Annotated in this window: 25 protein-coding genes and 1 riboswitch; of the genes, 23 read left to right on the forward strand and 2 right to left on the reverse strand. The window is 41.1% G+C overall.

The window, feature by feature from the left end; all coding sequences use genetic code 11:
• The 4 genes from ACTQ50_RS14865 to ACTQ50_RS14880 all read left to right on the forward strand — a co-directional run.
• The coding region (locus tag ACTQ50_RS14865; RefSeq protein WP_441484840.1) for a hypothetical protein at positions 1–530 on the forward strand (530 nt) is incomplete at its 5' end.
• Positions 514–1338: a helix-turn-helix domain-containing protein gene (locus ACTQ50_RS14870; RefSeq protein ID WP_441484841.1), complete on the forward strand. Its 825-nt coding sequence runs from the start codon at positions 514–516 to the stop codon at positions 1336–1338. The genes ACTQ50_RS14865 and ACTQ50_RS14870, both read left to right, overlap by 17 nt.
• A gap of 18 nt (positions 1339–1356) precedes the next feature.
• On the forward strand, positions 1357–2847 hold the full coding sequence (gene galT / locus ACTQ50_RS14875) for a UDP-glucose--hexose-1-phosphate uridylyltransferase (RefSeq protein WP_441484842.1): 1491 nt from the start codon (positions 1357–1359) through the stop codon (positions 2845–2847).
• A gap of 453 nt (positions 2848–3300) precedes the next feature.
• Complete coding sequence (locus ACTQ50_RS14880; protein ID WP_441484843.1) at positions 3301–3900, forward strand: DUF4209 domain-containing protein; 600 nt, start codon at positions 3301–3303, stop codon at positions 3898–3900.
• Between the two features lie 186 nt (positions 3901–4086).
• On the opposite strand, the gene ACTQ50_RS14885 is transcribed toward ACTQ50_RS14880, so the two are convergent.
• Positions 4087–4659 (reverse strand): folate family ECF transporter S component, encoded by a 573-nt coding sequence (locus ACTQ50_RS14885; RefSeq protein WP_441484844.1) that lies wholly within the window; start codon positions 4657–4659, stop codon positions 4087–4089.
• Positions 4660–4730: 71 nt separating this feature from the next.
• Positions 4731–4828, reverse strand: a riboswitch (THF riboswitch).
• A gap of 193 nt (positions 4829–5021) precedes the next feature.
• Between ACTQ50_RS14885 and galE the strand changes: the two genes are divergently transcribed.
• The 3 genes from galE to ACTQ50_RS14900 all read left to right on the forward strand — a co-directional run bounded on the left by galE (position 5022) and on the right by ACTQ50_RS14900 (position 9147).
• Positions 5022–6038: a UDP-glucose 4-epimerase GalE gene (galE, locus tag ACTQ50_RS14890; protein ID WP_173774249.1), complete on the forward strand. Its 1017-nt coding sequence runs from the start codon at positions 5022–5024 to the stop codon at positions 6036–6038.
• Positions 6039–6282: 244 nt separating this feature from the next.
• A complete protein-coding gene (locus ACTQ50_RS14895) occupies positions 6283–7653 on the forward strand; it encodes an MFS transporter (RefSeq protein WP_148463276.1) in 1371 nt (456 codons plus the stop codon).
• A 60-nt stretch (positions 7654–7713) separates the two neighbouring features.
• On the forward strand, positions 7714–9147 hold the full coding sequence (locus ACTQ50_RS14900; RefSeq protein ID WP_441484845.1) for an alpha-L-fucosidase: 1434 nt from the start codon (positions 7714–7716) through the stop codon (positions 9145–9147).
• Positions 9148–9315: 168 nt separating this feature from the next.
• On the opposite strand, the gene ACTQ50_RS14905 is transcribed toward ACTQ50_RS14900, so the two are convergent.
• Positions 9316–10206, reverse strand: a complete 891-nt coding sequence (locus tag ACTQ50_RS14905; RefSeq protein ID WP_441484846.1) for a helix-turn-helix domain-containing protein — start codon at positions 10204–10206, stop codon at positions 9316–9318.
• 218 nt (positions 10207–10424) lie between these two features.
• On the opposite strand from ACTQ50_RS14905, the gene ACTQ50_RS14910 reads away from it, so the two are divergent.
• The 16 genes from ACTQ50_RS14910 (at position 10425) to nadD (ending at position 25802) form a co-directional block, all read left to right on the forward strand.
• A complete protein-coding gene (locus ACTQ50_RS14910) occupies positions 10425–13490 on the forward strand; it encodes a glycoside hydrolase family 2 TIM barrel-domain containing protein (RefSeq protein ID WP_441484847.1) in 3066 nt (1021 codons plus the stop codon).
• Between the two features lie 39 nt (positions 13491–13529).
• On the forward strand, positions 13530–13661 hold the full coding sequence (locus ACTQ50_RS14915; protein WP_255610632.1) for a hypothetical protein: 132 nt from the start codon (positions 13530–13532) through the stop codon (positions 13659–13661).
• 310 nt (positions 13662–13971) lie between these two features.
• The gene (locus tag ACTQ50_RS14920) at positions 13972–14094 is read left to right on the forward strand and encodes a hypothetical protein (RefSeq protein ID WP_441484848.1); all 123 of its coding nucleotides are present in this window, start codon (positions 13972–13974) and stop codon (positions 14092–14094) included.
• 103 nt (positions 14095–14197) lie between these two features.
• Positions 14198–15301 (forward strand): tyrosine-type recombinase/integrase, encoded by a 1104-nt coding sequence (locus ACTQ50_RS14925; protein WP_441484849.1) that lies wholly within the window; start codon positions 14198–14200, stop codon positions 15299–15301.
• A gap of 313 nt (positions 15302–15614) precedes the next feature.
• The gene (locus ACTQ50_RS14930) at positions 15615–16439 is read left to right on the forward strand and encodes a hypothetical protein (protein WP_441484850.1); all 825 of its coding nucleotides are present in this window, start codon (positions 15615–15617) and stop codon (positions 16437–16439) included.
• 288 nt (positions 16440–16727) lie between these two features.
• Positions 16728–17375 carry a hypothetical protein gene (locus ACTQ50_RS14935; RefSeq protein WP_441484851.1) on the forward strand — a complete coding sequence of 216 codons (648 nt, stop codon included), beginning with the start codon at positions 16728–16730 and terminating at the stop codon, positions 17373–17375.
• A complete protein-coding gene (locus ACTQ50_RS14940; protein WP_441484852.1) occupies positions 17372–17908 on the forward strand; it encodes a hypothetical protein in 537 nt (178 codons plus the stop codon). The genes ACTQ50_RS14935 and ACTQ50_RS14940 overlap by 4 nt, the downstream gene beginning before the upstream one ends.
• Before the next feature lie 620 nt (positions 17909–18528).
• Positions 18529–20400 (forward strand): TIGR03960 family B12-binding radical SAM protein, encoded by a 1872-nt coding sequence (locus ACTQ50_RS14945; RefSeq protein ID WP_441484853.1) that lies wholly within the window; start codon positions 18529–18531, stop codon positions 20398–20400.
• Positions 20384–21094: a TIGR03936 family radical SAM-associated protein gene (locus ACTQ50_RS14950; protein WP_441484854.1), complete on the forward strand. Its 711-nt coding sequence runs from the start codon at positions 20384–20386 to the stop codon at positions 21092–21094. Before ACTQ50_RS14945 ends, ACTQ50_RS14950 begins: the two co-directional genes overlap by 17 nt.
• A gap of 78 nt (positions 21095–21172) precedes the next feature.
• Positions 21173–22405, forward strand: coding sequence for a ribonuclease E/G (locus ACTQ50_RS14955; protein ID WP_441484855.1), 1233 nt, complete (start codon positions 21173–21175; stop codon positions 22403–22405).
• A gap of 165 nt (positions 22406–22570) precedes the next feature.
• Positions 22571–22876: a 50S ribosomal protein L21 gene (gene rplU, locus ACTQ50_RS14960; protein WP_117853582.1), complete on the forward strand. Its 306-nt coding sequence runs from the start codon at positions 22571–22573 to the stop codon at positions 22874–22876.
• 12 nt (positions 22877–22888) lie between these two features.
• Complete coding sequence (locus ACTQ50_RS14965) at positions 22889–23212, forward strand: ribosomal-processing cysteine protease Prp (RefSeq protein ID WP_177972815.1); 324 nt, start codon at positions 22889–22891, stop codon at positions 23210–23212.
• Positions 23213–23217: 5 nt separating this feature from the next.
• Positions 23218–23505 (forward strand): 50S ribosomal protein L27, encoded by a 288-nt coding sequence (rpmA, locus tag ACTQ50_RS14970; RefSeq protein WP_015542711.1) that lies wholly within the window; start codon positions 23218–23220, stop codon positions 23503–23505.
• Positions 23506–23568: 63 nt separating this feature from the next.
• Positions 23569–24861, forward strand: a complete 1293-nt coding sequence (gene obgE / locus ACTQ50_RS14975; RefSeq protein ID WP_441484856.1) for a GTPase ObgE — start codon at positions 23569–23571, stop codon at positions 24859–24861.
• A gap of 28 nt (positions 24862–24889) precedes the next feature.
• A complete protein-coding gene (gene yhbY, locus ACTQ50_RS14980) occupies positions 24890–25183 on the forward strand; it encodes a ribosome assembly RNA-binding protein YhbY (protein WP_441484857.1) in 294 nt (97 codons plus the stop codon).
• A 19-nt stretch (positions 25184–25202) separates the two neighbouring features.
• Positions 25203–25802, forward strand: coding sequence for a nicotinate-nucleotide adenylyltransferase (gene nadD, locus ACTQ50_RS14985; RefSeq protein ID WP_441484872.1), 600 nt, complete (start codon positions 25203–25205; stop codon positions 25800–25802).

Consider the following 25802-nt stretch of genomic DNA (forward strand, 5'->3'; position numbering starts at 1 on the left):
TGGAACACAGCCAGATTTTTGTTGATTTTGAAAAAAATAAAAAGAAAAGAAGTTTTAAAAGAAAAATGGTGCTGGGCATAACACCCAACACCAAGTTTGTCTACAGTCTGACAGCCCGATATTTTCGGGCTGTCTGTCATTGGATTAAGGAAAGATATGAGGCAGGAAATACAGTCATTTTTTGCAGCATATCTTTTTTTGTATCATTTTGTCTATATTTTAAAGAATCCTGTTCATGTACAGGGGTTCATCAGTTGGTTATACTAATAAAAAGCGGATGTGATAGTTTATGCAGAAGAAAATCCGGCCGAATACCGGAATTCTCTTCTGGCATTAGCGGCAAACTTTATAATAGTTTGCATAGAAATTCATCACATATAAGATATAAGCTTTTAAATTTTTCATTTCGTTCACCTCTTTTCTTAACTTACAAGTGCATTATAGATCACCTGAAAGCGGATTACGTGCCAAATGAAAAGAAAAAACAGACAAAATTTGCAGAGGAGAGAAATTATGTTTCCGGTTTATGAAGAGAAAAAAGAAAACCTGCATTTACATTCCCGCATTGCCAGACATGAATCCCCTCATCTGCACAATTCAGTTGAATTCATCTATCTTACAGAAGGATGCTTGGAGCTTGGAATGGGCCAGGAACTCTTTCACATGGAGGAAGGTGATTTTGCAGTCCTTTTTCCGGAAGTGATCCATCACTGCCAGGTCTTTTCAGGAGAGAATAATAAGGCATGCTATCTGTGGGCGCAGCCCATACTTTGCGGACAATTTGCTTCTGTTATGCAGAAATACTGTCCGAAAAATCCTGTGATTAAAAAGCCGCAGGTCCACCGGGATATTGTAAATGCAATTCGGTGTCTGAAGCTCGATAAAAAGGAGCAAAATCCTAACCTTGTTGTTGAACAGGCTTATGTGCAGATCCTTTTGGCCAGAAGTATCCCGGCATTTAACTTACAGGATAAGAGCAGTGTGGAGAGCAATGATATCATTTATCAGACTGTCTCCTATATTGCAAAACATTTTAAAGAAGAAATGTCCCTGGAAAAGATGGCAAGAGATATGGGAGTAAGTAAATTTACACTTTCGCGTGTCTTTTCCGGAACTTTTCATAGAAATTTTAACCAATATTTAAATGAACAGAGATTAAACTATGTCTGTGTTCATTTAGAGTGTACTGACAAAAGCATTACGGACATTTCCATGGATGCAGGATTTGAAAGTCAGCGGACTTTTAACCGGGTTTTCAGGGAACGCTACAAAATGACACCAAGAGAATACCGGAATCTGTATAGAGAAAAGTTTGTTCTGCAAAATGAAATCATATAGAAAAGAGAGGATAAAAATATGCTGAGTGAGAGTATTGCAAAACTGGTACAGTATGGAGTCGAGACGGGACTGATACCAGAATGTGAGAGAAATTACACAACAAATCTTCTGCTGGATGTATTTTACGAGGATGATTACACTGCACCGGAACAGGAATTTCAGAACATTGAACTTGAGAAGGTTCTGGATGAACTGTTAAAAGAGGCAATTGATCGGGGATTGATTGAAGACAGTGTTGTCTATAAAGACCTGTTTGATACCAGACTGATGAATTGCCTCATGCCACGACCTGCAGAAGTACAGACAACGTTCTGGAAAAAATATGGGGAGAATCCAAAAGCAGCGACGGATTATTTTTATAAACTGAGTCAGGACAGCAATTATATTCGTCGTTACAGGGTAAAGAAAGACCAGAAATGGACAGTAGACAGTGAATATGGAAAACTTGATATTACCATCAACCTTTCAAAACCGGAAAAGGATCCAAAAGCAATCGCAGCAGCCAGAAATGTAAAATCCGGAAGCTACCCGAAATGTCTTCTTTGTCCGGAAAATGAAGGCTATGCCGGAAGAGTCAACCACCCGGCAAGACAAAATCACAGGATCATTCCGATTACGATCAATGACAGCCCATGGGGATTCCAGTACTCACCCTATGTATATTATAACGAGCACTGCATCGTGTTTAATTCCTGTCACACCCCCATGAAGATTGAACGGAACACATTTGTGAAGCTGTTTGATTTTGTAAAACTGTTTCCACATTATTTCCTGGGCTCCAATGCAGACCTTCCAATTGTAGGCGGTTCTATTTTAAGCCATGACCATTTCCAGGGAGGACATTATACCTTCGCAATGGCTAAGGCACCGATTGAAAAGCATGTGACCATTCCTGGATTTGAGGATGTGGAAGCGGGAATTGTAAAGTGGCCGTTATCAGTGCTCCGTATCCGTCATAAAAATCCAGAACGGTTGATTGACCTTGCAACACATGTGCTGCAGGCATGGAGAGGCTATACAGATGAAGCAGCCTTTGTATTTGCCAATACGGACGGAGAGCCACATAATACCATAACCCCAATTGCCCGTAAAGTGGAAGATGTATACGAGCTGGATCTGACACTTCGCAATAATATTACGACGAAAGAACATCCACTTGGTGTATATCATCCACATGCACAGTACCATCATATTAAAAAGGAAAATATCGGACTGATCGAGGTAATGGGGCTTGCAGTTCTTCCAGCCCGATTAAAAGAAGAACTGGAGCTTTTAGAGGAATACATTTTATCTGGAAAAGATATTTCTTCAAATGAAAAAATAGCAAAGCATGAGGATTGGGTGAAAGAATTGCTGGAAAAATATCCGGATATTAATGCAGAGAACATTCATGCAATTCTTCAAAAAGAAGTAGGACTGGTGTTTGTACATGTGCTGGAAGATGCCGGAGTTTATAAATACACACCAAAAGGAAGAGAAGATTTTATGCGTTTTGTGGACAGTTTATAGGACGTATTCTGATCGTGATTATAATGAATGCTGTAGTATGAAGTACAAAACTACAGAACAAGAAAATATTTTATAACAGCAGTTGCAGCCGGTATCTCATGATATATAAAATGAGAATATCGGCTGCTTTTCATTATTTATTTTTACCCTAAAAAGGTAATCTGCTGAAAACCAAAACTGTAGTTTGGATCTCAACTGAAAAAATTGAATTTTTCTGTTACCATCCACTATTTTTTACGATATATATTATGAATGGAAATATTTTTATTCAAAAAGGCGCCTTATCGCGCCTTATCTGTTGCTGGTCAGATTATGGACAGTGACTTTTATCTTAAAGAACCCCGGAGGACAACCTGTAAATGAATGATGATGAAATTATAAATCTGTTTTTGAAAAGAGATGAGAATGGAATTATAGAACTGAGTACTAAGTATCATCCCTATTGCTACAAGATTGCCTGGAATTTATTGGCGAATAGAGAAGATTGTTGCACAAACAACAGTTGGAAATGCTTTTGAATATATTCGCACTAATTATGTAATTGAAGAGAAGGATATAAGAGATATTGTTGCGAAAAGCGTTATTGTCCCGAATGATCGAAAAGAATCATATAGCAAAGGCCTTTTAGCAGGCTTTACTGGTGATTTTATTACTGCTTTAAGTATTCTTGTTCCACAGATTGAAAATGCAGTCAGGTGTTTAGCTATCGAATGCGGTGAACCTGTGTACAATATAAATGAAGAGGGAATAGAAGAAATAAAAACAATGCATGCAGTTTTGGAACTGGAAGGTATAAAAGACTGTCTGGATGAAGACCTTTTGCTTGCATTGAAAACAATTTTTTGTTCTAAATTTGGATTTAACATACGAAATAATATTGCCCATGGAATCTTCTCAGACAATTTTTTTCAAAGTTTCAAAGCACTTTATGTGTGGTGGTTTGCATTGAAATTTTGTTATCTATTTACAGGAAAACTACAATTAGAGAATAGAGATAAGGTCAATAATAAGCTAAACAAATTATTAGAGACAACAAACAGAGTTTCCGAATAAAGTTTTTGGTAATCGAGGAAAGCAGCGGGTACATAAGTTGCGATGATTTATTATAATTTTAAGTGATTATTGATAAAGCTAGAAATTTCTAAAGATGATAAAAAATGCGGATATCAGTGGCTTATGAAGCATTGGAATATCCGCATTTTTATATTCATATGAGTAAGTTGTCATACTTTGAAATATTTACAGTTGCTTTATAGCCTGTTTCCTAAAAAGATTAAAAATTCCTGTCTGTTCAATCAATCTTGTGATGGTAAAGAAGATAAAGGAATCAATTGGCCACATGATCAAGTTCTTTACAGTACGCATTGGGAGGATTGCAAGGAATCCTTTTCCGTAGAGCATGTCCAGCCATAAGGTATTTAACAGAACATTTACAATCAGAACGACAACCAGTTTTGCAATCAGCACGCGACGGAAAGTGAGCTTATGTTTGTAGTAAAAATATCCATAAATAAATGCCGCGAGCATTGCGTTAAAGGTGAACCCAAAGAAAAATGGACCATCAGGGCGGATAAAGAATTTCACAATATCCAGCACACCGGCAAACAGACATCCGGTAATGGGTCCAAACAGATAATCAGCAATCTGGTTTGGGATACCGGAAAATCCAATTTTTACATAGGGACCGATATTGATAGAAGCAACTGAATTTAAAATCAGTGCCAGGGCAGCAAGCATTGCACAGACTGCCAGTGTAGAAGTGGTTTTCAGCTCTTTGGCTGAGGTGAGAAACATGTTCTTTGTTTTCTCCATAAAAAAATTACCTCCTTTTCTTTTTTCGCTCACAATAGGAGATAATTTATGGATTCATATTTATCTTCTGTTGCAGCGAGAAGCAATCCACGAACCGCAAGATTTCTCTTTTCGTCCTCCGGCAACTCTCCATCCGGAAGGCACTTTACGCTCATGAATTTACTCTGCATTACTTTACATGGGGCAGTATATAGCAGATTATTGGAAAAAGCAAGAAAAAATATATAAAAATATAAGTTTTTGCAATTAAGAAATCAGACAAGAAATCGTGGCATTTTCTCCATATTTTCTAAAACTTTGTCCATATGTTTTTACAAAAATCAGACTATAATAAAAGAAAAAACCGTTCAGGAGGAATCATTATGGCAATTTTAGTTACAGGTGGTGCTGGTTATATTGGAAGCCACACGGTAGTGGAGCTTCAGAATGCAGGATATGATGTTGTGGTACTGGACAATTTAAGCAATGCAAGTGAAAAAGCACTGGACAGAGTATCAAAAATCACAGGAAAACCAGTGAAGTTTTATAAGGCAGATATTCTGGACAGAGATGCTTTAAATGATATTTTTGACAAGGAAACTATTGAGTCCTGCATCCATTTTGCAGGTTTGAAGGCAGTTGGAGAATCTGTGGTTAAGCCCTGGGAGTATTATGAAAATAACATAGCAGGCACTTTAACCCTGGTTGATGTAATGAGAAAACATAATGTGAAAAATATTATTTTCTCTTCCTCAGCAACTGTATATGGAGATCCGGCACAGATTCCGATTACAGAAGAATGCCCAAAGGGACAGTGTACGAATCCGTATGGCTGGACAAAATCCATGCTGGAACAGGTGCTTACCGATATCCAGAAAGCAGATCCAGAATGGAATGTTATGCTTCTTCGTTACTTTAATCCAATTGGCGCACATAAGAGTGGAACAATTGGAGAGAACCCAAATGGCATTCCCAATAACCTTATGCCATATATTACACAGGTAGCAGTTGGTAAGCTGAAGGAACTTGGTGTATTTGGAAATGATTATGATACTCCGGATGGAACTGGTGTAAGAGACTATATTCATGTTGTGGATCTGGCAAAGGGGCATGTAAAAGCGCTTAAGAAAATCGAGGAAAATCCTGGGCTTGCGATTTACAATCTGGGAACCGGAAAGGGCTATAGTGTTCTTGATATTGTAAAGAATTTTGAAGCTGCAACTGGTGTGAAAATTCCATATGTGATCAAACCTCGCCGAGCCGGAGATATTGCAACTTGTTATTGTGATGCATCTAAGGCAGAAAAAGAGCTTGGCTGGAAAGCAGAAAACGGTATCCGTGAGATGTGTGAAGATTCCTGGAGATGGCAGTCTAATAATCCGCAGGGATATGAAGAATAGGATGTATATTTAAAATAAGAGAGCTGTAAGATGCAGCCCTCTTATTTTTTTGAATAATTGACCTTATGTTATAAATGAACGCATTTTTTATCCTGAAATGTTCTATTTTTTAAAATTCTACAATTTTGTGCATGTTTTGTTAAATGTTGTTTATGTAATTTTGGGAAAGATAAAGATATAATTATATTCGGATTAAGGAAGTACGAAAATAAACCTGAAAAAACAGGAGAAAGAGAAGGAAAACATGGAAGAAAAAAGATATTTGAAATGGTACAACAAAGTCGGATACGGTTCCGGAGATGTGGCTGGAAATGTGGTATATGCATTCCTTTCCACCTTCGTAATGCTCTATCTGACCAATACTGTTGGATTGAACCCGGGTATTGTAGGAACATTGATTGCAGTATCAAAACTGTTTGATGGAGTGACCGATATTTTCTTCGGCTCTATGATTGATAAGACAAAAACAAAAATGGGAAAAGCAAAACCCTGGATGCTGTATGGTTATATCGGCTGTGCAGTTACTTTGATCGGTGTATTTGCAATTCCGGAAAGTCTTGGACAGACAGCGCAGTATGCATGGTTCTTTATTGCATATTCCCTGTTAAATGCAGTGTTCTATACAGCAAATAACATTGCATATTCAGCTCTTACAGCTCTGATTACCAAAAACAGCAAAGAACGTGTAGAAATGGGATCTTACCGTTTTATCTTTGCATTTTCTACCAGTCTTTTGATCCAGTCTGTCACTATCAAGTTTGTTGAGATTATGGGAGGGGGAGCTGCTGGATGGAGAATTGTAGCAATCATTTATGCCATCATTGGACTTATTATAAATACAGTTTCTGCATTATCTGTAAAAGAGCTTCCAGAAGAAGTCTTAAACGAAGATGCATCAAGCGCAGTAGATGAAAAATATAGCCTTATTGAAGCTGCAAAACTGTTATTTTCCAACAGATTTTATATTATGATCTGCGTAACCTACATTCTGCAGCAGATTTATTCCGCAATGCTCAGTATGGGTATTTATTACATGATGTATGTATTGAAAAACGAGGATCTGTTCCCGGTATTTTCCTGGGCAATCAATATCCCGTTAATCATTGCACTGGTTATTACACCATCTTTAGTAGCAAAATGGAAAGGGTTATATAAGCTGAATCTGGTTGGATATACCATTGGAACCATTGGACGTGCCCTTGTAGTAGTTGCTGCTTATATGGGAAGCGTACCGCTTATGATTGCCTTTACAGCCGTTGCTGCATTTGGTATGGGACCATGGCAGGGTGATATGAATGCGGTGATTGCTAACTGTTCAGAGTATACTTATCTGACAAAGCATAAACGTGTAGACGGAACCATGTATTCCTGTACTTCCCTTGGTGTGAAACTTGGAGGAGGACTTGGAACTGCGATTACAGGCTGGCTTCTGGAATTCAGCCACTTTAACAGTTCACTTGCTGTACAGCCGGATTCCTGCCTTAGCATGCTTCATACTATGTATCTGTGGATTCCAGTTGTGATTTGTGTAATCATTACTTTTATTATGTCACAGATGAATGTAGAAAAGGCAAATGAAGAATTAAAGAACAGTAAAATGCTGGAAACAAAATAAGCATTAAGATAACGAAATATAGCAATGGGATGTAACAATAAAAATGTCTGGAGGATGATTATGAACTATAGCGACTTAAAAGAAGACAAAAGATTAATTGAAGCAGTACCGTCCGCAAGACAGATTGCATATGAAAGCATGGAATTTTTCTGTTTCATTCATTTTACAGTAAATACCTTTACCGGAAGAGAATGGGGCGATGGAACAGAGCCGGAATCTATTTTTAATCCGACAGAGCTGGATGCAAAACAGTGGGCGAAAACAGCCGCAGAGGGCGGTATGAAGGGACTGATCCTTACCTGCAAACATCACGACGGATTCTGCCTGTGGCCATCAAAATACACCGAACACAGTATCAAAAACTCTCCATATAAAAATGGAAAGGGTGATATTGTAAGAGAAACAATGGAGGCTTGCAGAGAATATGGCCTGAAGTTTGGTGTTTATCTTTCTCCTTGGGACAGAAACAATGAATCCTATGGAAAGGGAAAAGAGTATGATGACTATTATGTGAATCAGCTTACAGAGCTTCTGACAGAGTATGGTGATATTTTTGTAGTATGGTTGGACGGTGCCTGTGGGGAAGGCGCAAACGGAAAGGTACAGAAATATGACTGGCAAAGATACTACCAGGTAGTTCGCAAGCTGCAGCCAAATGCTGTGATCTCTATTTCTGGTCCTGATATCCGTTGGTGTGGAAATGAAGCTGGTGAGGTACGCCCAAGTGAATGGAGCGTGGTAGCAGCAGATATGAAAGATCCGGCTCTGACCGCAGAGTTAAGCCAGCAGGAGGATAATGAAGAGTTCCGTGAAAGACCATTGGATGAAACACAGTCTGATCTGGGAAGCAGGGAACGTCTTGCGAAGGAAGAACGACTTGCCTGGTATCCGGCTGAGACAGATGTCTCCATCAGACCGGGCTGGTTCTATCACGAAGAAGAGGATGATACGGTACGTTCTTTTGAGAATCTGAAGGATATTTACTTAAAATCAGTTGGTGGAAATACTACACTTCTGTTAAACATCCCTCCGATGAAAAACGGAAAGATCCATCCAACGGATATTCAGAACCTGAAGCAGTTAGGTGACTTTATCAAAGAAAGCTTTTCCAATAATTTAGTGGAAGAAGCTGGTATTACAACCATTCCACCACTTGACTGCCGGGAGATGTCCCCAGAAGTCCTTAGAAACGATGATTATGAGACTTATTTCCTGAATGAGGCTGGAACCAATAAACTGGTTATCAAGATCAAATGGATTGAAAGAAAAGAACTACATTATCTTGTTCTGAAAGAAGCAATTCCGCTTAGCCAGAGAGTTGAAGCATTTAATGTCTGCTATGAAGAAAACGGCAGCATGAAAAAATGCTATGAAGGAACAACTATCGGGTATAAGAGAATCGTCGATTTGAAGGGAATCCATACAGATAGTCTGGCAATCGTAATTGAAGATTCCAGAGTTGCACCTGCGATGGCATTTGTGGGAGTATATTAAAATAGAAGAATAAGAAGTTTATTCATAGAACAAGAAGAAATAAATATAAAATCAGTGATATGAAAGATGCCGTATATGTATCTGGTTACGAGAAAATAGAATATTAGCAATAAAAATAAATCAATTAAAAGCCCAGGCAGTTTTTGAACCTGGGCTTTCGTATACAGATCATTTCTTTTCTGGTTCAGTCATCTGATTCTCTTCATTTTGCCGCAGTTGTTTCCGAAACTGTGACGGCGAAGCGCCAAACTGTTTCCGGAAAAAGCGGCTGAAATATAATGGATTTTCATATCCAACCAGATTGGAAATTTCTGTAACATTGTAGTTTGTGGTTTCCAACAGAGATTTCGCATTTGAAAGACGCAGGTTCTGTATGTACTGGGCGGGTGTTGTATTCGTATATTGTTTGAAGTTCTGGATAAACCAGCTAACACTAATATTTTTCGAAGCTGCATATTTTTCAATATTAATCTGTTTATTGTAATGCATTCGGAAATAATCAACTGCCTGCGCCATGTCATCCATGATCATCGGATTCTTCTTGTGAGGTTTTACAAGAATCTGGCGGTGAAGAAGGATTAAAAGCTGCATAAAGTAATACACAAGAATCTCTTCATAGTCTTCTTTCCGCAGCTGCAGTTCTTCAATCATGTTCATGTACAGATGCTTGTATTCCATGGAGACTCCGGAATAAATCACATGAACGCCATCTGCAATGCCGTATTTGCGGAGGATATTTTTGACGTTATTCCCAGTAAAATGAACCCAGTACACTTCCGGATGGTCAGCACCATAATAGTAGTAGCGCTGTTCTTCTTTTGGACGGTACAAAACCATGTTTCCAGCAGAAACAATTTCCTCTTTTCCATCAAAATAGAAATGTGCTTTTCCAGAAGCAACGTAAAGAAGCTGGTAATCAAGCCGACCTCGCGGCCGGTGCGTTGGCAGCTTCTTTATTGTGTACAGACGGTAAGTACCGCAGCTCCCTATAAAAATAGGATGTTTTTTATCTTTAAAATCCAAGCGTGTCTGGTGCCAGTAAGCGGAGTTTGTGTACAATATAAATTACCTCCTTGTAAATATGCACAATTTTTATCGGAACAGATTGTGCATATTTCAAAATTAATAAAGAAGTGTATATTTTTGTGTCTTTACTTGTTAAATTATATCATTTTGTGCATGTTTTGTCGAATAGAGTTTATGTAATTTTTTTAAAAAACAGGTATAATCATATCAGACGTTAAAACAGAAAAATATATAATATTGGAGGAGCAAATATGATCGTACCAAAACACTACGAAAATCTGAATGTGTTACATGAAAACACCATGCCCCATCGAGCATACTACATGCCTGCATCAAAGGATATGGGATCTCTTGTACATGACAGAGAGAAATCTGACCGTATGGAGCTGTTAAATGGAAACTGGAAATTCCAGTTCTATAAGAGCATTTATGATCTTCAGGAAAAATTTTACGAAGCAGGTTATGACACTAAGGGCTTCGACGAAATTCCAGTTCCGGGAATCTGGCAGAACTATGGCTATGACAGCCATCAGTATACCAATGTCCGTTACCCAATTCCGCTTGATCCGCCATATGTACCACAGGAGAATCCTTGCGGAGCGTACGTACACCAGTTTGAATATAAGAAAGATTCCAAAGCACCAAAAGCATACTTGAATTTTGAGGGGATAGATTCCTGCTTCTATGTATGGATCAATGGTGTCTATGTAGGCTACAGCCAGGTGGCTCATGCAACCAGTGAATTTGACGTGACCGATCATCTGAAAGAAGGAACAAACACTTTAGCGGTACTTGTCCTGAAATGGTGTGATGGAACTTATTTAGAAGACCAGGACAAATTCCGTATGACAGGAATTTTCCGTGATGTATATCTGTTAAAGCGACCAGAAAGTGTACTGTATGATTATTTTACCACTACATCTATAGGGGAAAATGGTGCAGAAATTGAAATTCGTGCGAATTTTCTTGGGGAGAGCAATACAGCAGAAAATACTAAAATTGTAATCCGGAATCATGAGGGAAATACGGTGGCTACAGGTACATTTAAGAAATGTGACGATGAAAATTTTGCTTACAAAGCGGTATTAGATATCACAAACCCTGTACTCTGGAATCCGGAACAGCCATATCTGTATCAGGTGCTTTTCCTTTCCGAGAATGAGGTGATCATAGACCGTATCGGTATCCGTGAAATCCACTGTGAGGGAAGCGTAATCTATATTAATGATGTAAAAGCAAAATTTAAAGGTGTAAACCGTCATGACTCCAATCCGATAACCGGTTCCGCAGTAAATATGGAGCAGATAAAAAAAGATCTGATCATGATGAAACAGCACAACTTTAATGCAGTCCGAAGCAGCCATTACCCGAATTCTCCTTATTTCTATCAGCTTTGTGATGAGTATGGCTTATTTGTGATCGCAGAAGCTGATAATGAGAGCCATGGAACCCAGACACAGTACTTGAAAAATCCAGAGTGGGAAAATGTAGTTGAGCAGTGGAATAAAAGAATTGCAAATAACCCGGATTTCATTCCTGCAACCATGGATCGTACCAGACTTTGTGTGGAAAGAGAAAAAAACCGCCCATGTATTGTAATGTGGTCTATGGGTAATGAATGTGGATATGGATGTACCTTTGAGGAATCCCTAAAATGGATCAAAGAATTTGACCCAACCCGTCTTACGACTTATGAGAGTGCATTCTATCAGAGTACAGACCGTGAGTATGACTATTCCAATATTGATGTAGTTGGAAGAATGTACCCAGCTTTTTCTGAGATTGATGAATACATAGAAAAGAATCCGGATAAACCTCTTCTTCTGGTAGAATATTGCCACGCCATGGGAAATGGACCTGGAGACCTGGAGGATTACTTTGAATTGATCCAGAAGTACGACAGTCTTTGTGGAGGTTTCGTATGGGAGTGGTGTGATCATGCTATTTACAAAGGCCAGGCTGAAAATGGCAAGGGAATCTATTATTATGGAGGAGATCATGGCGAAGAAATTCACGATGGAAACTTCTGTATGGATGGACTGGTTTATCCTGACAGAACACCACATACTGGGTTAAAAGAATACAAAAATATATATAGACCGGCAAGGGTTCTTCACTATGATCAGGAAACTGGAGATATGGTTCTTCATAACTATATGAATTATGTTGATCTTAAAGATTATATTTATCTTATATATGAGGTGAGCGTTGACGGAGAAGTTGACTGTGTAGGACAAATTGAATTAGATGAAAGTATACCAGCTCATGAAGAAAAAACAATCAAACTTCCTGTTTCAATACCAGATAGTGGAAAATGTTACCTAAAAGTATCTTATTGTTTGAAAAATAATACTCAGATTTTACATTCGGATGAGTCTCTTGGATTTGATGAAATCCTTTTAAAGAACATAGATGGAAGAAATCAGAAAGCCATTGAACTTCTTGCTGAAATGAATACTGATAATAGTTTTACTGTGGAAGAGTGTGACAGATACTTTACAATTCATGTAGGGCAGGAAAATACTTATCGCTTCAACCGACTGACAGGATTATTTGAAAGCATTACTGTAAAGGGAAAAGAACTTCTGACTCGTCCTATGGAATTAAATATCTGGAGAGCACCAACTGACAACGACCGGAAAATCAAATTAGAATGGATGAATGCTCATTATGACCAGAGCTATGCAAGAGCATATGAAACTTCCTGCATTACCAAAAATGGGAAACTACACATCTTAGGAACGTTAAGTGTTTCTGCACCTACCGTACAAAAAATTCTTGATGTGAAGTCAGAATGGATTATTACTTCGGATGGCGCAATCCAGGTAAAAATGGATGTAAAGAGGGATTTGGAATTTCCAATGTTTCCGAGATTTGGAATCCGTTTATTCCTTAACAGAGATTTTGACAACGTAGAATATTACGGAATAGGACCTGAGGAAAGTTACGTAGATAAGAGAAGAGCCGGCAGTCATGGAAAATATGATGCTAATGTACTTGAAATGCATGAAGATTACCTGCGTCCACAGGAAAATGGAAGTCATACCGACTGTGACTACCTTATCTTAAAAGGAAAGGAAAATACTTTTGCAGCAGCAGGAGAAAGGACATTTTCCTTTAACGTATCACCATATACTCAAGAGGAACTGACAGCAAAAAGACATAGCTATGAATTACAGCCTTGTGGAAGTACGGTCGTGTGCCTGGATTATGTCCAAAACGGAATTGGTTCTAACAGTTGCGGGCCTGAGTTGTCAGAACGGTATCGTCTTGATGCAGAACAGTTCAATTTTGAAATTAAAATGATAATTAAATAATACAGAATAAAGAAGCTGCCAGCTTAAACGGAGCAGGCTATGGCAGCCATTTCCCAGAAGGGAATCCGAATGACTATTACTGTACTTGCTTCTCTGCCAATCTTCGCGCTATATCCATTCATGCAGAAGTATTTCTCAAAAGGAATTATGGTGGGTGCTGTAAAAGGCTGACTTTAATAATCCCTAGCATTCGATCATTATGACAGATGCCGGGGATTTGTGTATTACAAACTAAAAAAGTATACTGCATATAAAATATTGACCAGATAGTTGCTGTAAAAATTTATCCATAAAAAATTCTGTAACAACAGAGTATGAATTGGAGTGCAAATTCCGGCTCATCTGAGCACGATATCCGTAAGCGCTTAGATCTTGGGTAGCTTTACTGTCTACGTTTTTAAACTCATAATGATAGTAAATAGATTTTTACTACACTCCGCTTGATAGGAGATAGAAATTTACTACATTTGGAGGTTTCATTATGAGTAAGAAACGTGCTCCAGGGCGTTCCCTGGACGAATGGATGGAACTGGTAACCGAATGCAGACAAAGTGGCCTGACAGATGCTGCATGTGGTATATTTAAAATCCAGAAAAAACTATAGTTTCCGTCTTTTCCTTATTTTTGAGTCAGGTGATACAAAAATAGTACAACGCAGCGGCTATCCCGACAGACAGCTGACCCGGCAGAAAAGGGACGAGACACTCATGCAGATCTCCAAAGGAACCTTTGTCCCATTTTCTTATTCTGTCAGAGAATTTTATGATTACTGGCTGTATTACCATATGATCCAGGAAAAGCATATCACCTACAATACTTTTACCATGTACCGCAATCTCATAAGAAGGTATATCAATCCTTTCATCGGTACTAAATGGCTAAACAAACTGAAAAGAAAAGACCTGGTAAAAGCTTTGCATAAAATCTCTTCAAAAGATCAACAGCGGACTGCCATTGGTATGATCACCGGTTCTTTACGCTATGCCAAAAGTCGCAATTACCTTCCATACAACATATACGATGGACTTTCCGCTGAATTAAGACGAAAAAATGCTTCTACAGTTACCAAGAAGACTAGCTCACCAGTCTACACTGTTGAACAGATCACCCGGCTTTTGTGCCTCTGCCGGGAAAAGGAGCCTCAGCTGTATCTTCCTATGCTCCTGGCTGCCACCGCCGGATTACGGATATCAGAAATTATCGCCCTGCGGTATGAGGATATTGATTTCCTTAATAAAAAAATTTCCGTGGAACGGCAGCTAGGAAGAAGCATATATCCCAACGAACAGTCTTCGAACAGACCTGTCCTTTCGCAGGAACTTAAACTGAAAACCAAAAGAAGCAGACGGACTGTAGAACTGGCTGATTTTGTCCTGGAAGAGATCCTGTTTGAGCGGCAGCGCTATGAAAAGCACAGAACCGAAAATCCATCTTTTCTGGATCTTGGATACCTCTGCTGCCGGGAAAATGGACAGTGTTATCACCGGCGCTTTTATGCGAAAGCCTATAACCGGCTGACCGAACAGTGCGATTTTCCAAGGCTTCCCTGGAGAAAGTTCCGTAACAGTTATGCAACCATCCTGGCAGGATATAAGATCAATATGAAAACGATTTCTGAATGTCTTGGACATTACAGTCCGGATTTTACCAGCAAAGTCTATGTAGCAACAAAAAATCTGAGCGCATACGATATCTCCGAAGCAATAGAAGAGTATGTTTCTGCCAATCACCTTCTTCCGGAAGATTACGATCCCAAAATACTTTTTCTTCCGGATGACTCTATCTATAAAAAATGGTTCTTTATTAAATAGGCGCTTCCTTTGAAACAAATTATTCTCATGAGACGCATAATGTAGCTATTGCATTGTGCGCCTTTTCTTTTATCCCATGAACAGTTAATTCCAGTCAGATTGTCCTTTTATCAAGTTTTAAATGTTTTCTTACAAAAACAGGCCATATTTACTAAAATCATACATATTATAATTAGGAACATATATTTCTTGCAGGACAAAACGACCATTTTCAGACATATTTATGATGAAGATAACATGTTTTCCTGCCTGGGCAGCCTGCAGCAGATCACCTTTGAGCATTTTGTCTTATATAATTTTTCAGGAGGATTTTATGAACCGAACAGAAGACGTATTTTTATCACATGAACATTTATGGAGCTATCGCACCAGAACAGTAGACCCTAAATCGCAGACAATCCGTTCCGTTACCCATAACGGCATTTTGCAGCGCAGTACAGCTGAAACACTTTGCGAAGAAGCAGCACGTATTTCTACAAAGGAACTTGTGGAATTGAAAAGTGCCAACCATTGCCCTTTTACTTTCAACGAATACCTGAGCTATTATTTTTATAAAATATACCTTGCATATAATTGCAGCAAAAATGAAATTATAAGGAATCGCTGGGTCATCCGCAACCTAATCGATCCCAACATTACAACAGATCCGCTTCTTCACAATGTCGATGCCAAATATCTAAAAGATCTGATCAATGCCTGCAAAGCTTATTGCGAAGGTACCGAATATGCCGTAGCCAAACTGCTGCAGCTTTTTTCAGATGATATATGGAAACACGGAGAAGTCAGCTGCAATCCCGCACCTTCACCTGCCGCTTATAAAAAGCCCCAAACAACCGTATTACTCTATACCAGCGAACGGCTTAAAATTTTTCTGAATGCGGTATACAGCAGTTCCTGCCCTCACCGTCTGGAATTCCTTCTTGCATTGTTCTGCGGCCTGATTACAGGAGAGATACTTGGCCTTACCTATAAAGACTTCACTCCCTGTACCCGTGTGCTGGAAATCCATCACCAGTATATCAAAAACAAGCAGCTATCCCCGGATGCTTCCAGGTACATTTATAAGCAGCTGGATACGGAAAGGATCCGGGATTTTCAAGTCCCTGATTTTATTGGTGAAGAACTCATCCGCCGCTAGCAAGAAAATAATGTGTTTTTTTCCTCGAATCCGAATAAAAAGAAAGAAACTTCTTTCTCAATCAGCAGCCATGGAACCATAAAGACCAAAGAAGCTCTTAATGCAAAGCTAAAATCCATTACCAGAAAGAATGGGCTCCCGTCCATCACAATGAGTGACCTTAGTAATATGTTCGTATGGTTCCTGATTCAAAAAAACTGTTCCCTCGAAAAAATACGTTATTTAACCGGCGGTGTCCAGATCGGTCCTTTTTTAGTCGATGGAACTCACGGAAAGGAGAATTAGCAAATGGCTCAGGCTACAAAAACAAATGTGAAATACAAGAATGCTTTTTTCTACGGCGAAATGCAGTCTGCAAACCTCCCGTCAAATCCAACTTACATCAAAAGCCGTGGACGGTATTGTTACCGCATAAAATGTACTTTTGAATCCGGAAAGGTTCTGACCGTGCAGACAAAATATCACCAAACAAAAGAAGAAGCACTGGCTATGTACCCGTTTTATAAACAGCAGGCGGAAGAGAAGCGGATTCCCGTCTTCAAATGTACCGTAAAAGAATTCCAGTCCTTCTGGCGTCATGCCCTTGATTATAACAAAAGTTATCATAGCCTTATCAAAAAATACATTATTCCCGTTCTGGGCGATAAACGCATAAATGATGTAACCACAGAGGAACTGATAAAGATCCTGAAAGAGACCGAGATCCCTGATACCCAAAACTTTCCGGTGGAAAAATATTCTATGTTGTATGATGCAGTATCCAGTTTCTTTCGGAATGCCATGGAATTATACTGTGCAGGACAGGACAATGGTACGGCTGCTGCCAATGCCATAAGATCCAGTGGGCTGAGAATTTGGGACGATAGTGTTTCTTACGATACTTCCGAAGCTTATTCTTTCCAGCAGCTTTTGCAGCTACTGAAGATTTCCAAATGAATGCCCCAACGCTTTATCTTCCTATGCTTCTGTCCGCCATTGCCGGCCTGCAGATCGCAGAGATCGTCCGGATTCATTTTGATGATATCGACCTTGATAATCATTGCCTTGATCTGCCTAGGACTCACAAAGACTACAACGGTCCCCGTTCCAATATCGTATTGTCCAGGGAAAATACCAAAACGGTATACCTGCCAGATATTATAATGAACGAGATCAAAAATCAGGAAAAGCGTCTAAAAGCACTACAAGAACAGGATGCGAAATTTAATCCATTCCGGTATCTGATCTGGAGCCAGAACGGGAAACAACAGCAGGAGAATTTTATCAAGAAACCTTATGAACGTATCCTGTCCAAATGCTCTTTTCCTGCATTTCCATGGAGAAGCTTTCTAAAGATACGTTTAACAGACAACGAGATAGACGAATTAGAAGATTCTTTAGGGTATGAGACTTCCATGAACTCAAGTGCCTGCGAGATTCCCATTGATAAGCACGATCTTATGGATCTTACAGGAACAACATACTTTTGAAAATATTGGCATAGTCAGCTTACCCGACTATGCCGTATTTTATTACCAGCAAAGGTCATCCGTCCCCGATGCAGGCAGATACAACACACAAATCGAGTGACCAAAACGGTTTTTCTTTCCATGTCAGGCAAAAAAATCTCTGTTTTTCAATAGGGCTTTCCCTATTTTTGTGACCAAACTGGTTTATAATTGTATGCCCAAGCTAAAAACATTTGAATTTCTTCCATATTAAATGACCAAGGCTGGCTTCTGATCCTATCGCAAGCTAAAAAAAGCCTCTTTTTCTATAATATTTCCAGCATGATTCTATATTCAAGCCGATTTCACAAACAAAGCTTGCGCTTCCCTTACTTCCTGTTATATAATAAAAAGTACTGTTAACGGTCATTACTATCATTATATGGGAAATAGTTTTGCAATTTTCTAAATAAGGAAGCTGTTTCTCACTAAAAAAGTGACCAAACCCACTTTTTAGCCCCATAATGAGCTAAAAAATAGGGCTTATTTTTACAGATTATCAATAAGCTCTAAATCAGGCAGATATTCTATGACAGCAATCTATGTTTTGCAAACTCTGCCGTCTTTATTGTAAGATATATACAAAATACGAAAGGAAAACTATGAGAAAATTAGCACTTAGTGACGAAATATTACTTAGTGTTGACAAAGCAGCCCGCTACATTGGCGGTGAAGTCAACTCCATAATGAAGGATAAAAAAGAGGTGACCACCCGGGTCGCATTTTGCTTCCCGGATGTCTATGAAATCGGCATGTCCAATCTCGGAATGATGTTACTGTATAATATGTTTAACAAACGCCCAGACGTCTGGTGCGAGCGTGTCTATTCCCCATGGCTTGATTTAGACAAGATCATGCGCGAACAGAAAATTCCGTTGTTCGCCCTGGAATCCCAGGATCCGGTGAAGGAGTTTGATTTCATTTGCATTACACTTGGATACGAGATGTGCTATACCAATGTGTTGCAGACACTGGATCTTTCCCAGATTCCGCTTATGGCAAAGGAACGAGACGAATCATGTCCTATCGTCATTGGCGGCGGTGCATGTGCATATAATCCAGAGCCACTGGCCCCGTTCTTCGACCTGTTTTATATTGGAGAGGGTGAGACCGTCTATGATGCTCTTTTTGACGCATATAAGGCCAATAAGGCAGCAGGAGGCAGCAGGGAAGACTTCCTTATGAAAGCAGCCCAGATTCCGGGAATTTATGTTCCGGCCTTTTATGATGTTGCCTATAAGGAAGACGGCACCATTGCTTCCTTTGCCCCAAACCGCCCAGGAGTTCCCCAGAAGATCCAGAAGCAGCTGATCGTAGATATGGACAAGGGATACTGTCCAATTGAGAAACCAGTGGTTCCTTTTATCAAGGCCACCCAGGACCGTGTCACTCTGGAAATCCAGCGAGGATGTATCCGAGGCTGCCGTTTCTGTCAGGCTGGTATGATCTACAGACCGCTCCGCGAACGTGACGTGGAAGAGCTGAAGGAATCTGCAAGAGCCATGCTGAAGAACTCCGGACACGAGGAAATTTCCCTCAGTTCCTTAAGCTCCAGCGATTACACACACTTAGAAGAGCTGGTAAACTTCCTGATCGACGAATTTAAGTCCGCAGGTGTAAATATTTCCCTGCCGTCACTTCGTATTGACGCTTTTGCCCTGGATGTTATGAGCAAAGTACAGGATATTAAGAAGAGCAGCCTTACCTTTGCCCCGGAAGCTGGTTCCCAGAGACTTCGTGACGTAATTAACAAAGGACTTACCGAGGAAGTGATCCTCCACGGTGCCCATGAAGCCTTTGTTGGCGGCTGGAACCGTGTAAAACTTTACTTTATGCTGGGACTTCCAACTGAGACAGAAGAAGATATGAAGGGAATCGCGCACCTGGCTGAGCGCATTGCAGAAGAATACTACGATACTGTTCCAAAGGAAAAACGCCATGGAAAAGTACAGATCGTAGTCAGTACTTCTTTCTTTGTACCGAAGCCATTTACCCCATTCCAGTGGGCCCCAATGTACACAGAACAGGATTTCATTGACAAGGCGAAGGTGGTAAAAGAAGAAATCCGCGCCCAGCTGAACCAGAAGAGCATCAAATACAACTGGCATGAGCCGGATGTCACCACTCTGGAGGGCTTCCTTGCAAGAGGTGACCGCCGGGCTTCTGAAGTCATCCTGAAAGCCTATGAGAAGGGTGCTCTCTATGATGCCTGGTCCGAAAGCTTCCGCTACGACATTTGGAAAGAAGCTTTTGCAGAAACTGGTATTGACATTGAATTCTACACACTTCGTGAGAGAAGCACAGATGAAATTCTTCCATGGGATTTCATTGATGCCGGCGTTACCAAGGAGTTCCTGATCCGTGAGTGGAAACAGGCAAAGGGTGAGGTAGTTACACCGAACTGCCGCCAGAAATGTGCAGGCTGCGGAGCAAGACGTTATGAAGGAGGCGTATGTTATGAAGATAAGAATTAAATTTACAAAAGAAGGTCCTATGAAGTTTGTGGGACATCTGGATACCATGCGCTACTTCCAGAAAGCCATCCGCCGCGCTGAGCTTCCCATCGCTTTTTCCAGCGGGTACAGTCCCCATATGATCATGTCTTTTGCTGCACCACTGGGGGTTGGCGTGACCAGTACAGGGGAATATTTTGATATGGAGCTTACTGTCACACTTCCTACTGATGAGATCTGCCAGCGTCTGAATGCGCAGATGGTGGAGGGAGTACGTGTTTTAAGCGCCCGCCAGGTAGAGGATGGAAAAGCAAGCAAGGCCATGTCCCTGGTGGCCGCCGCTGATTATCTGGTAGAATTCCGTCCGGGAAAAGCACCGGAAGAGGGATGGCAGAACAAAATCCCCCAGTTTCTTAAGCAGCCTGAAATTCTGGTTACCAAAGAGACCAAAAAAGGGGAAAAACAGGTAGATATCCGTCCTTTCATTTACAAAATGGAATTACAGGAGAATGACCGCATTTTCTTAAGTCTTGCTTCTGCAAGTGCCAACTATACCAAGCCGGATGCGGTAATCGCTGCATTTGCAGGCTGGCTTGGACAGGAGCTTCCGGAGTTTGCATGTATGATCCACCGCTTGGAAGTGTATGCGGATCTTGGGGATGAGAAAAAGCATAAATTCGTATCTTTGGAGTCTCTTGGTGCGGAAGTTAAATAATAACTTTCAACACGCAAAGTAAATAACTGATAAAATTAGCGCGATCATATTTTTATCAACTTAATCAGGTGAATAAAATTGAGTAAATTAATCATAACCACCATGGAGCTTGGGGGCAACAAATGCCATGTCTGCGCCATTGAAGAAGAGGGTCAGATCATGGAGCTTCGCTTAGAAGCTGCTGCCCGCCAGTCCATTCTTGGAAATATCTATGTGGGACAGGTAGAAAATATTGCCGCCAACATCCAGGCAGCATTTGTTCTTATTGCCCCTGGTGTCCGCGGCTATTTTCCCCTTCAGGAAGCAGAGCATGTGATCTACGCTTCTGGCAAAACACCCGGAAGTCCTATTCGCCCTGGTGACCAGATCCTGGTACAAGTAAGCCGTGATGCCATGAAGGGCAAGCTTCCCGCGCTGACTGCCAACTTAAATTTCACAGGCAAATATCTGGTACTCACCACAGGGGAAAAGAAGTTCGGACTTTCCGGAAAGCTCTCTGGCACCGAGCGGCACACTCTTTCTTCCTGGTTAGAAGAGGAGGCTGCCCATCCAGATAAAGAGTACGGCCTTATCGTCCGCACCAATGCTGCCCAGGCAGAAAAAGCCGAAATCCTTCAGGAGCTTTCCTATCTGAAATCCCTGTACGAAAAGGCAGCCGTCAATGGCAGGAGCCGCACCTGTTTTAGTCTTCTCTATGAAACAGAGCCGGTTTATCTTACTACCCAGCGGGATATTTACAGTGAAAGTCTTACCGATATTGTCACCGATGATCCGGAGATTTTCCAACAAATTACTTCTTATCTGAAAGAGACAAGCCCGGAAGAAGAGAGCAAGGCACGTTTTTACCAGGACAAGCTTCTTCCATTATATAAGCTTTCCCGGTTAGAGACTGCGCTGGAAGAAGTACAGCGGGAAAAAATCTGGCTGAACAGCGGCGGCTTTATTGTGATCCAGCAGACAGAAGCCTTTGTCTCCATTGACGTAAACAGCGGCAAATTTACAGGTAAAAAGAAAGCCGAAGAAACTTACCGCAAGATCAATCTGGAAGCAGCCAGGGAAATCGCCAGACAGCTGCGCCTTCGGAATCTGTCTGGAATCATTCTCATTGATTTTATCAACATGGCAAACCCGGATCATAATGACGAGCTTTTCCATGTATTACAGAAATACCTGCGGAAGGATCCGGTGAAATGCAAGGCTGTAGATATTACGCCGCTGCACATTCTGGAGATGACACGCAAGAAGGTCAGAAGGCCTGTGATCGAGGAGATAAGGCAGATCCAATCAGGGATTTTCTCTTCTGAACAATAACAGGATTATGAGGAAATAAATTTTCATTTTTTTACAAAATATTTTTCAAAACCTCTTGACGAAACAAGATCTCCCTGTTATTATAATCAAGTATGCCGCACAAAGAGGTTTAAGAGCCGAGAGGCCACCATATTTGGCGAGTAAAGTCTATAGGAGGTGCCACAAATGTACGCAATTATTGCAACAGGTGGTAAACAGTACAAAGTTGCTGAAGGCGACGTAATCAGAGTTGAGAAGCTCGGAGTTGAAGCTGGTGAAACCGTTACTTTTGATAACGTAATTGCAGTTAGCAATGAGGGATTAAAAGTTGGAGAAGACGTTAAGGATGCCAGTGTTACCGCTTCTGTAGTTGAGAACGGAAAGGCTAAAAAAGTCATCGTTTACAAGTACAAGAGAAAAACTGGATATCACAAGAAAAACGGTCACAGACAGCAGTACACCAAAGTTAAAATCGAAAAGATCAACGCTTAATCTGGTGCTGTTATGATCAATATTACAGTTAAGAAGAGAAATGGCTCTTATCTGGATTTTTTGTCCAGAGGACATGCAGGCTATGCCGAAGAGGGACAGGATATTGTATGTGCCGCCGTATCTGCTTTGATCATCACCACAGTAAATTCCCTTGACGAGTTTACAGAGGAAGAGATTGAAGTGGGAGAGGATGACGGATATGTATCCATCCATTTTAAAACAAATCCTAATACTGAGCGCGGGAAGCTTCTTATGGATTCCCTGATTCTCGGATTAACAGAAATTGAGCATAGTTATAACAATCGATATTTGACAGTAAGAGTCAAGGAGGTGTAACAACAATGATGAAGATGAACCTTCAGTTATTCGCACATAAAAAAGGAGTTGGTTCTACAAAGAACGGTCGTGACTCCGAGTCCAAGAGATTAGGTGCGAAGAGAGCAGACGGACAGTTTGTTAAAGCCGGCAACATCCTTTACAGACAGCGCGGAACTAAGATTCACGCAGGCGAGAACGTAGGATGCGGAAAAGACTATACATTATTTGCACTGACCGATGGTGTTGTAAGATTCACCAGAAAAGGCCGCGATAAGAAACAGGTTTCTATCGTACCAGTAGAGGCAGAGTAATTAGTTGAGCAAGGGGCTTCAAATCTATAAAGGTTTGGAGCCTTTTCTTATAAAGGAGATTTAATGTTCGCAGACAGAGCTACCATATATATCCGTTCCGGCAAGGGCGGCGACGGCCATGTAAGCTTCCGCAGGGAAAAATATGTACCTGACGGCGGTCCGGATGGCGGCGACGGCGGCAAGGGCGGAGACGTTATTTTTGAGGTGGACGAGGGACAGAATACCCTCGGAGACTACCGTCATAAGAGAAAATATAAGGCTGAGGACGGTCAGGAGGGCGGCAAAAAGCGCTGCCACGGGGCCGATGGAGCCGATATCATATTAAAGGTACCGGAAGGTACTGTTATCATGGAAGCAGAATCCCGCAAGGTAATCGCAGACATGTCCGGCGACAATCGTCGTCAGGTGGTTCTGCGGGGAGGCCGCGGGGGTAAGGGGAACCAGCATTATGCAACCCCTACCATGCAGGTTCCCAAGTATGCCCAGCCGGGACAACCATTCCAGGAGCTTGAAGTGCTTCTGGAGCTGAAGGTGATCGCAGACGTGGGACTGGTAGGTTTCCCTAATGTTGGTAAGTCCACATTCCTTTCCCGTGTTACAAATGCGAAGCCGAAGATCGCCAACTATCATTTCACAACCTTAAGCCCGAACCTTGGCGTTGTAGATACGGAGAACGGCGGTTTTATCATCGCAGATATCCCTGGACTGATCGAGGGCGCTTCTGAGGGAGTTGGCCTTGGTCATGAGTTCCTTCGCCACATTGAGCGTACCAGAGTTCTGGTGCACATTGTGGATGCGGCTTCCACAGAGGGACGTGATCCTATCGATGATATTTATAAGATCACTAAGGAATTAGAGAAATACAATCCGGAGATTGCGAAACGTCCTCAGGTAATCGCAGCCAATAAAGTGGACTGTATTTTTGACGACGGACAGGAGAATCCGGTGGATAAGCTTCGTAAGGAATTTGAGCCAAAAGGCATCAAGGTGTACCCGATTTCCGCAGTTACCGGACAGGGTGTACGTGAGCTTCTTTTCCATATTAAGGAGCTTCTGGACAGCTGTCCGAAGAAGGCCATTGTATTTGAGCAGGAGTTCTTCCCGGAAGACATGCTGATCAATGAGAGCCTTCCATTTACTGTACAGGTTGACGAGGAAGATCCATCCGTATTTATCGTGGAGGGACCACGTATTGAGAAAATGCTTGGTTATACCAATCTGGATTCTGAGAAGGGCTTTGCCTTCTTCCAGCGTTTCTTAAAAGAAGGCGGCATTCTGGAAGAACTGGAAGCGGCAGGAATCCAGGAGGGCGATACCGTCCGTATGTATGGATTTGAGTTTGATTATTATAAATAATCGTTTTGTAAGATTCAGGAGATAAATTATGACAAGTAAGCAAAGAGCATATTTAAAAAGCCTGGCAATGAAAATGGATGCCATCATCCAGCTTGGCAAAGGCGGCCTTACACCGGAGAACACCAAGGCTGTTGAAGAGGCACTTGCAGCAAGAGAGCTGATCAAGATCAGCGTGCTTCAGAACTGTCTGGAGGATCCTAAGGAAATGGCACAGGTACTTGCAGAGCGTACCCATTCCCAGGTTGTACAGGTAATCGGTAAGAAGATCGTATTATACCGCGAAGGTAAAAAAGAGAAGAAAAAAATTGAACTGCCAAAATAATCGTAAAAGAATCGGGATCATGGGTGGTACCTTTGATCCCATCCATATGGGACATCTGATCCTTGGTGAACAGAGCTTCGAGCAGCTTCACCTGGACAAGGTTCTGTTTATGCCTTCCGGCAATCCGCCTCATAAGCGGAACCGGGCTGGCAGAGCCTCTGATGGCCAGCGTGTGGATATGGTCCGGCTTGCCATCGAAGATAATCCCCATTTTGAGTTGTCTCTTGCAGAAATGCATGAGACCGGGTATACCTATACCTACCGCACTCTGGAAGAGTTAAAAGAACAAAATCCGGATACAGACTATTTTTTTATCATTGGAGCGGATTCCCTCTTCACCTTTGACGAATGGAAGGAACCGACGCGTATCTGCAGGGCCTGCACCCTTGTTGTGGCGGTCCGTGATCATGCGTCCTCTGATGAATTAAACCAGGAAATCAAGCGTCTTTCTGCGAAATATGAGGGACATTTTACCCTTCTGGACACCATGAACATCGATGTGTCCAGCCACCAGATCCGCAGCTGGGTTTCTGAAGGAAAAAGTCTGAAATATTACATTCCGGATCCAGTTATCTCTTACATGAAAGAGAATGGAATTTACAGAAAGAAGGACGTCTGA

Origin of the sequence: Blautia sp. Sow4_E7, from assembly GCF_052116245.1 — a bacterium.
In the GTDB taxonomy this organism is placed as follows: domain Bacteria; phylum Bacillota; class Clostridia; order Lachnospirales; family Lachnospiraceae; genus Blautia_A.

Excerpts from the sequence above, each read along its gene's own strand:
- ACTQ50_RS14870 (WP_441484841.1), top strand. The coding sequence starts at position 514 with ATGTTTCCGGTTTATGAAGAGAAAAAAGAAAACCTGCATTTACATTCC.
- galT (WP_441484842.1), top strand. The coding sequence starts at position 1,357 with ATGCTGAGTGAGAGTATTGCAAAACTGGTACAGTATGGAGTCGAGACG.
- ACTQ50_RS14885 (WP_441484844.1), bottom strand. The coding sequence starts at position 4,659 with ATGGAGAAAACAAAGAACATGTTTCTCACCTCAGCCAAAGAGCTGAAA.
- galE (WP_173774249.1), top strand. The coding sequence starts at position 5,022 with ATGGCAATTTTAGTTACAGGTGGTGCTGGTTATATTGGAAGCCACACG.
- ACTQ50_RS14895 (WP_148463276.1), top strand. The coding sequence starts at position 6,283 with ATGGAAGAAAAAAGATATTTGAAATGGTACAACAAAGTCGGATACGGT.
- ACTQ50_RS14900 (WP_441484845.1), top strand. The coding sequence starts at position 7,714 with ATGAACTATAGCGACTTAAAAGAAGACAAAAGATTAATTGAAGCAGTA.
- ACTQ50_RS14910 (WP_441484847.1), top strand. The coding sequence starts at position 10,425 with ATGATCGTACCAAAACACTACGAAAATCTGAATGTGTTACATGAAAAC.
- ACTQ50_RS14915 (WP_255610632.1), top strand. The coding sequence starts at position 13,530 with ATGGCAGCCATTTCCCAGAAGGGAATCCGAATGACTATTACTGTACTT.
- ACTQ50_RS14920 (WP_441484848.1), top strand. The coding sequence starts at position 13,972 with ATGAGTAAGAAACGTGCTCCAGGGCGTTCCCTGGACGAATGGATGGAA.
- ACTQ50_RS14925 (WP_441484849.1), top strand. The coding sequence starts at position 14,198 with ATGCAGATCTCCAAAGGAACCTTTGTCCCATTTTCTTATTCTGTCAGA.
- ACTQ50_RS14930 (WP_441484850.1), top strand. The coding sequence starts at position 15,615 with ATGAACCGAACAGAAGACGTATTTTTATCACATGAACATTTATGGAGC.
- ACTQ50_RS14935 (WP_441484851.1), top strand. The coding sequence starts at position 16,728 with ATGGCTCAGGCTACAAAAACAAATGTGAAATACAAGAATGCTTTTTTC.
- ACTQ50_RS14940 (WP_441484852.1), top strand. The coding sequence starts at position 17,372 with ATGAATGCCCCAACGCTTTATCTTCCTATGCTTCTGTCCGCCATTGCC.
- ACTQ50_RS14945 (WP_441484853.1), top strand. The coding sequence starts at position 18,529 with ATGAGAAAATTAGCACTTAGTGACGAAATATTACTTAGTGTTGACAAA.
- ACTQ50_RS14950 (WP_441484854.1), top strand. The coding sequence starts at position 20,384 with ATGAAGATAAGAATTAAATTTACAAAAGAAGGTCCTATGAAGTTTGTG.
- rplU (WP_117853582.1), top strand. The coding sequence starts at position 22,571 with ATGTACGCAATTATTGCAACAGGTGGTAAACAGTACAAAGTTGCTGAA.
- ACTQ50_RS14965 (WP_177972815.1), top strand. The coding sequence starts at position 22,889 with ATGATCAATATTACAGTTAAGAAGAGAAATGGCTCTTATCTGGATTTT.
- rpmA (WP_015542711.1), top strand. The coding sequence starts at position 23,218 with ATGATGAAGATGAACCTTCAGTTATTCGCACATAAAAAAGGAGTTGGT.
- obgE (WP_441484856.1), top strand. The coding sequence starts at position 23,569 with ATGTTCGCAGACAGAGCTACCATATATATCCGTTCCGGCAAGGGCGGC.
- yhbY (WP_441484857.1), top strand. The coding sequence starts at position 24,890 with ATGACAAGTAAGCAAAGAGCATATTTAAAAAGCCTGGCAATGAAAATG.
- nadD (WP_441484872.1), top strand. The coding sequence starts at position 25,203 with ATGGGTGGTACCTTTGATCCCATCCATATGGGACATCTGATCCTTGGT.